The following is a 6,721-nucleotide window of genomic DNA, read 5'->3' as shown; positions in this document are numbered from 1 at the left end:
GGGTTACCAACCCGATGTCGATCCTCATCCCCGCCCGTTATCAAATGCACCCACCCGTGTCCAAGTAAATCCTTAACCGGTTTATATCCCCTGCGCTTTTTGATCGGTGATCATACCGGCATCTTAAAAAAATGCCGGTATATCCTGTCGTTATCCTGACATCTATAATCTTGGGCTGAAGCATCTCGACGAAGTAGTCACAATGTGATTACCTACAAACATGAAGACAGCACTCATTGCCATTGGAAATTCACGTGGAATCCGCATTCCCAAGCCCCTGATTGAACAATGCGGGTTAAGCGACGATGTCGAACTCAATGTGCGTGACAACGCCATTATCATCCAATCATCCAAAGCCCCGCGCTCCGACTGGGATAAAGCTTTTGCTTAAATGGCCCACTTTAAAGACGACTCATTACTGCATACCGACATAAAACCTTCACTCTGGGATTCGGAGGAATGGGAGTGGAAATAAACCGCTTTGATATTTATCTCGTGACACTTGACCCTACCCAAGGTCGTGCTATCCGAAAAACACGCCCCCTGCACTATCATCTCACCCGATGAGATGAATCGACATATCGGGACAGTGATCATAGCTCCGATGACTACTAAGGGGTGCTCCTACCCCACGCGTATTGAGTGTTCATTTCAGGGCAAAAAAGGGCAGGTCGCTCTTGACAAAATCAGAACAGTAGATAAGGGCCTGTTAGTGAAAAAACTTGGAAAATCACCTAACGGCGCAAGCAATCGAATCACAAAAGTCCTGGTTAAAATGTTCCAAAAATAAGAACCGCCATATTAATGATCAATTCCCAAAGAGTGGTTGACGTGTGTGGTCTCCAATGGCTGAAGTGCAATGGGATTGTTCGAGACGGGATTCTCTATGGTTAGTTGTTTTGAAAGCAAGAAGCTTTCACTTTATCCCCCTTGTGGGGGGGCTGTTAATTCCTCCATGCTCAACATCCGTGCCGCTTCCTGTTTAAACTCAAGATTATATTGTCTTTTCTATATTCTCGCTCGTAAGAGAATCCCGTGTCTACTTTTTCTAGTACAGATCACATTTTAGATCCTGCTTAGTCTGTTTGCATTTTTCGATTGGCAATCAAACCGGCATGCGTAAAAATACGGGGATATGCCATCCCCAAAAAGCACTCATTCCGTCGTCTTTGGTCAGAAATCCTGGACATTAAAATCATCGACTGTCGAGCTAGCCTTGACACAAACGGGAGGTCACTTGGCCCCCGTCGTCTTTGACCGGAAAAAGCGTAAATTACAGCCTTACTCCGTTGCCCCGTGGCATAAGGAAAAATCCCCCTCTATCCAGCCTCCGATCCTCCGTATCCTCAGGGGAGACTTCCTCTGTATGCCTTTCGGTGGTTGGGGCCAGGTGGTCAAAGGCAAAACACTCCAGCTCCATGGTGAGAGCGCCAATGCCCCGTGGAAACTGGAAAAAAATATCAGTGAAGATGGTGACCACGTCCTGCATGTCAGCCAAAAACAAAAAGATCTGGGGGGCAGGATCGATAAAGTACTTTTACTCCGCGACGGGCATCAGGCGGTCTATAACCAACACATTATCTCCGGGATCAATGGCCCGATGAATCTCGGTCACCATGCCACATTAAAATTCCCCGAAATGCCCGGTTCCGGACTGATCTCCACGAGTGCTTTTAAATTCGGAGAGGTTTTCCCGAAAGGTCTTGAGAAACCTGAGAATGCCGGTTACACCAGTCTCAAAGCCGGGGGCACATTCTCCAGCCTCGGCAAAGTGCCTTTGGCCACGGGGGAATTTACCGACTTGAGCCGGTATCCCGCCCGGAAAGGATTTGAAGACCTCGTGATGATGGCCAGTGACCCGGACCTTCCCTTTGCCTGGAGTGCAGCCAGTTTCCCTCAAGAACAATATGTCTGGTTCGCCCTCAAAGACCCGCGCATTTTGCGCCAGACCATTTTCTGGATTTCCAATGGCGGCAGGCATTTTGCTCCGTGGAACGGACGGCATTTCGCGGTAATGGGCATGGAGGATGTCACGAGTTATTATGGAGAAACCATCAAGGAATGCAGTAGTCCAAATTCCTTCTCCAAACGGGGATTCCCCACCCATATCACGTTATCGGCAAAGGCACCTTTGAAGATTAACTACATTATGGGCTGCGTCCCGACGCCAAAAGGCTTTGGAAAGGTCTCCTCCATCACGGCCGATGGTAAAAAGATCACGCTTCACTCGGGCAAATTGCGCGTATCCACCCCGCTGGATATTGAGTTCCTATTTTCTTGAATAACCGGCTTCACAGCCGCAAAAAAGACTGTTTAGATAACCTGCCATGAAGCAATATTTGGAACTAGTCGATCATATCCTCAAAAACGGGGCGGAAAAATCCGACCGCACAGGTGTGGGCACCCTCTCGGTTTTTGGGTGGCAGATGCGTTTTAACCTGCAAGAAGGTTTCCCTCTGGTCACCACAAAGAAGCTCCACCTGCGTTCCATCATTTATGAGCTACTCTGGTTCCTCAGCGGCTGCACGGATAATCCCTGGCTCCAGGAAAATAAAGTGACGATCTGGGATGAATGGAGCACTGCGGAGCAAACCGCGCGTTTCAACCGTCCTGCCGGACAGCTCGGCCCGGTCTATGGTCACCAGTGGCGTAACTACGGCGCGACACCCCAGCTCGACCCGGATGGTTCCTGGGACCATTACTCCTATCACCTCGACGGCGTGGATCAGATCCAGCGTTTGCTCAAAGACCTGAAAGAAAAACCCGACAGCCGCAGGCATATTGTGACCGGTTGGAATCCCCGAGAGGCCGATAAAGTCGCCCTCCCCCCCTGCCACACCCTGTTCCAATTCTACGTCGCCAATAACCGTCTCTCCTGCCAGCTTTACCAGCGTTCCTGTGACGTGGGTCTGGGACTCCCCTTTAATATCGCGTCGTATTCACTCCTCACCCTCATGCTCGCCCAAGTCTGCGGGTTCGAGCCCGGGGAATTCGTCTGGACAGGCGGGGACACCCATATTTATCTCAACCACATCGAGGCACTCAAAGAGCAACTTGCTCGCGAACCTTTTGCCCAGCCGACTATGAAGATTAATCCTGAGGTGAAAGACATTTTCGCTTTTCAATACGCGGATTTCACGCTGGAGAATTACCAGTGCCATCCATCCATCAAAATGCCCATCGCCGTATGATCACCGCCATTGTCGCACACGGGCAGAATTACGAGATTGGCCGTAATAACCAGCTCTTACTCCATTTATCCGGTGATCTCAAACGGTTTAAGGCACTCACCACCGGACACACCGTGGTCATGGGCCGGAAAACCTGGGACAGCCTCCCGAAAAAGCCCTTGCCGAACCGCACCAATCTCGTCATCACCGGCGCAAATAGCGCTAGGGTCGAGAGCGAGGGCGCGCAAATTGTTTTAAACCTGGAAGAAGCCAAAGCCTGGGTAAAAAACAATGCCCTTACCCGAGGGATTTTTATCATCGGGGGCGAACAAATCTACAGCCACTTTCTGGGTGACTGTGATAAATTACTCATCTCCCGAATACCCCAAGTATTCTCCGATGCCGATGCTTTTTTCCCGAGGTACGAAGAACGTTTCACCCTCTCCGAGCTTGTCCAGTGCGACGGGTACACTTTCGAGACTTGGATTTAGGCTGGAGGATAATTATTCCAGCCCTCATCCCGGACGTGGAGACATAAACTCTCCCAATCGCCACGGGACTCTCGCCTGTCTTACCAGGAATATTTCACCGCTCCAGCGGGGCGTCCGTGAATTTTATGGGTAAATAAACTTTTTTAGCAGACTTGGCTGATTCATGGGCGGCGAAGGCCATTTCCGTGGCTGCTGCGCAATTTGCTGCGCTACAAATCATGTCTTCACCTTTTTCGACGGCATTAATGATTTGCTCGGCCATACATTTCATCGGATCAGCGGGTGCCTGATCATTCTCACCGTAAACGCTCAGCCCTTGTTCATTAATCACACGCACCGTGCTGCCTTCGGGGAACTGGATCATTCCTTTGCTCCCACGGAAATACACCATGTACGGCTGGGGATTTACTGGGCCTGTGATAAAGACCGCCTGGCGGTTACCGGGATATTGGGCGAGGATGACCGAGGCATTTTCCATCGCGTGTTGGTAACGGCGTTCACCCGTGATATCCATCCCGGCCAGAACCCATTCCGGGGTCGCCCCAAAAATATAATTTGCATAGTCAAACCAGTGAACCGTCCACGACATGATATCCCAATCATCAGCAATGCGGAATTCCGCCGTGACCCCATCGCCGATGGCCCCTTCAGCGAGCAGTTTTTTAATCGTGGTATTCCCATGATAATGGCGGCGCTGGTGGTTGATGGCGAGTTTAACATTCTTTTTTGTGCAGACATCGATCATTTCCCTGACTTCTGCCGGGCTGACCGCGATGGGTTTCTCGCAGATGATTCCTTTGACCCCGGCATTGGCCGCCTCGATAGTTTGGGGGGAGTGGAGTTTCGGCCAGGTCCCGATACTCACATAATCAGGGGTGACTGCTGCATATAGCTCGGCTGTGGATTTAAAGAGCCGCGAGGCGGGGATCCCGTATTTTTCGCCGAAAGCGGCGGCATTCTCCGCATTCGGATCGACCCCGTAGAGTTCAATAGCCGGATCAGCGGCGAGGTATCCATTCGCGTGGGCATAACCGATAGCCCAACCTGTTTTTCCTGTGATTTTTGTGCTTCCGCACCCGATGATTGCTGCTTTGCGCGCCATAGATAAGTCGAGAGACTAACCTCGAGAGCCATGCTTTCAAGTTTAATTCCCAGATTTCTCTCGTAGCAGACAAGGCTAACCGGAGATAAAAGGGTATGTTTGACTAGTCACCACTTCTCCCCCCCCCATCGACTCGTTCTTTCCCCTTGCCCTTGAAGGGGGCGGCAAAGCTCCCCTTCTTTAGTTTGCTGAAATGATCTGTACTGGAAAACGTGGATATAAAATCCACTTGCGCGTGAGAATGATCCGATAGAGTGGCGCAAAGCTGAGATTTGAGGATTTTTGTCCGGGCAAATTGCTCTACGATTAACTTTTTTCTCCGACCTTGCCCGATTTGGCATGGGTGGACACTCTCCCCACATAATCTGTGACAATCTGCGTTAATCTTCGGTTAAACCCTTCTGTGAGTGTCTTTCGGAAGACTGCATGTATCTGAGGTTAACTTTCTAACCTCACTCTATCCGATTTGGCATGGGCGGACACATTTCCTACAAAATCTGTGTCAATCGGAGTACCTGTCCCACACCCCAAATCCAAAACTCTGGGCCCCTCCCGGGAGCGATCGGATGAATTAACCAATCAACGCCTCATCTAATACAGACCAATACGGGCGTTCCTGGGCAAATTGCACAGCAATCCTGTCATATTCGGCCTTCCTCATCGGCAGGTAAATACCGGCCCCGGTGGATTCGACATTTTTTTCCTTTGCGCTCTTTTCCGTTTTCACTTTTACTCTTCTCTCGGACGGCGGAGTGCGAGCTTGCAAATCCCGCTAGGGCAGGAATGCAGCAACGGTAGTCTTGTTTGCGCTGTCGCCGTCCCTTTTGATTACTTTTTTTTTAAACCCTGTTCGACCCGGAATTATCTTTTTAAAATTCTCATGTCATATCTTGTACTCGCCCGAAAATACCGCCCCCAGACGCTGGATGAAGTCGTCGGCCAAGACCACATCACACGCACCCTCAAAAATGCAATCCGGCAGAACCGCGTCGCCCATGCTTATATTTTTGTCGGGCCACGAGGAACAGGTAAGACATCGACGGCCCGGATCATGGCCAAATGCCTGAATTGCGAAGGTGGCCCCAAACCGGAAGTGAACCCCGGCGATACGATCTGCCAGGAAATCGCGGATGGCCGTTGCCTCGATGTGATCGAAATCGATGCCGCCAGCAACCGCGGGATCGACCAAATCCGCCAGCTCCGGGAAGATGTGGCTTATTCCCCCACGCGTGGAAAATTCAAAATCTATATCATTGACGAGGTGCACATGCTCACCAAGGAGGCCTTTAATGCCCTCCTTAAAACCCTTGAAGAGCCGCCTCCCCATGTGAAATTCTTTTTTGCCACGACGGAAGCCGACAAGGTATTACCGACCATCATGGGCCGCTGCCAACGCTTTGACCTTAAACCGATTCCCGATTCACTCATCGTGAATCATCTCCAGATGATCTGTGACAAGGAAGGGGTGACCATCGAGACTCAAGCCCTCGAAGCCATCGCCCGCGGGGCCGAAGGCGGCATGCGTGATGCGGAAGGCGCCCTCGACCAGCTCATATCATTCTGCGACAAACAAATCGTCGAAGACGACGTGCTCCGAGTTTTCGGACTCGCCTCCCAAGCGCAAGTCTCCGGCCTGTCCGAGGCCATCCTCCAAGGGCAAACGGAACAAGCTCTCTCCCAGCTCTCCAAAATCTCCGAGTCCGGCAAAGACCTGACCCGCGTGCTCGCCGATCTCCTGACTCATTTCCGTAATTTACTCATCCTCAAAGTCACCCGTGAGATCCCACCGGAAGTCCCCGCCCATACCGGTAAAATCCTCCAAGAACAAATCGGACTGGCCGAAGCGGATAATCTACTCCGTATTGTCGATCATCTCGTGGCCGCCGAAGGCAAGATCAAATTCTCACTCTCGAAAAAAACTTTTTTCGAGATCGCCGTCATCAAAGCCATCCGTGCGC

Annotated in this window: 7 protein-coding genes, 1 other RNA gene and 1 pseudogene; 7 read left to right on the top strand and 2 right to left on the bottom strand. The window is 51.0% G+C overall.

Features of this window, described 5'->3' with window-relative positions:
* The first annotated feature begins 220 nt into the window (after positions 1 to 220).
* The 5 genes and pseudogenes from SGI98_00180 to SGI98_00160 all read left to right on the top strand — a co-directional run bounded on the left by SGI98_00180 (position 221) and on the right by SGI98_00160 (position 3,661).
* The gene (locus SGI98_00180) at positions 221 to 391 is read left to right on the top strand and encodes an AbrB/MazE/SpoVT family DNA-binding domain-containing protein (GenBank protein MDZ4741817.1); all 171 of its coding nucleotides are present in this window, start codon (positions 221 to 223) and stop codon (positions 389 to 391) included.
* A gap of 68 nt (positions 392 to 459) precedes the next feature.
* Positions 460 to 790 (top strand): annotated as a pseudogene (locus tag SGI98_00175) (type II toxin-antitoxin system PemK/MazF family toxin).
* 345 nt (positions 791 to 1,135) lie between these two features.
* Positions 1,136 to 2,281, top strand: a complete 1,146-nt coding sequence (locus SGI98_00170) for a hypothetical protein (GenBank protein MDZ4741816.1) — start codon at positions 1,136 to 1,138, stop codon at positions 2,279 to 2,281.
* Between the two features lie 46 nt (positions 2,282 to 2,327).
* Entirely contained in the window at positions 2,328 to 3,191 is an 864-nt protein-coding gene (locus SGI98_00165) for a thymidylate synthase (GenBank protein MDZ4741815.1), read from the top strand.
* Positions 3,188 to 3,661 (top strand): dihydrofolate reductase, encoded by a 474-nt coding sequence (locus SGI98_00160; protein MDZ4741814.1) that lies wholly within the window; start codon positions 3,188 to 3,190, stop codon positions 3,659 to 3,661. The genes SGI98_00165 and SGI98_00160 overlap by 4 nt, the downstream gene beginning before the upstream one ends.
* Before the next feature lie 94 nt (positions 3,662 to 3,755).
* Here the strand turns inward: SGI98_00160 and SGI98_00155 are convergent, their stop codons facing one another.
* Complete coding sequence (locus SGI98_00155) at positions 3,756 to 4,763, bottom strand: Gfo/Idh/MocA family oxidoreductase (GenBank protein MDZ4741813.1); 1,008 nt, start codon at positions 4,761 to 4,763, stop codon at positions 3,756 to 3,758.
* Between the two features lie 571 nt (positions 4,764 to 5,334).
* Positions 5,335 to 5,490 carry a hypothetical protein gene (locus SGI98_00150; GenBank protein ID MDZ4741812.1) on the bottom strand — a complete coding sequence of 52 codons (156 nt, stop codon included), beginning with the start codon at positions 5,488 to 5,490 and terminating at the stop codon, positions 5,335 to 5,337.
* 12 nt (positions 5,491 to 5,502) lie between these two features.
* Between SGI98_00150 and ffs the strand changes: the two genes are divergently transcribed.
* Together ffs and dnaX are read left to right on the top strand one after the other, a co-directional pair.
* An RNA gene (ffs, locus tag SGI98_00145) (signal recognition particle sRNA small type) lies at positions 5,503 to 5,590 on the top strand.
* 53 nt (positions 5,591 to 5,643) lie between these two features.
* Positions 5,644 to 6,721: DNA polymerase III subunit gamma/tau (dnaX, locus tag SGI98_00140; GenBank protein MDZ4741811.1), on the top strand; the 1,078-nt coding region annotated here is incomplete at its 3' end.

The sequence above is a fragment of the Verrucomicrobiota bacterium genome (genome assembly GCA_034440155.1).
In the GTDB taxonomy this organism is placed as follows: Bacteria; Verrucomicrobiota; Verrucomicrobiia; order JAWXBN01; family JAWXBN01; genus JAWXBN01.
This window is presented reverse-complemented; position numbering and strand designations above follow the sequence as displayed.

Excerpts from the sequence above, each read along its gene's own strand:
- SGI98_00170 (MDZ4741816.1), top strand. The coding sequence starts at position 1,136 with ATGCCATCCCCAAAAAGCACTCATTCCGTCGTCTTTGGTCAGAAATCC.
- SGI98_00180 (MDZ4741817.1), top strand. The coding sequence starts at position 221 with ATGAAGACAGCACTCATTGCCATTGGAAATTCACGTGGAATCCGCATT.
- SGI98_00165 (MDZ4741815.1), top strand. The coding sequence starts at position 2,328 with ATGAAGCAATATTTGGAACTAGTCGATCATATCCTCAAAAACGGGGCG.
- SGI98_00160 (MDZ4741814.1), top strand. The coding sequence starts at position 3,188 with ATGATCACCGCCATTGTCGCACACGGGCAGAATTACGAGATTGGCCGT.
- SGI98_00155 (MDZ4741813.1), bottom strand. The coding sequence starts at position 4,763 with ATGGCGCGCAAAGCAGCAATCATCGGGTGCGGAAGCACAAAAATCACA.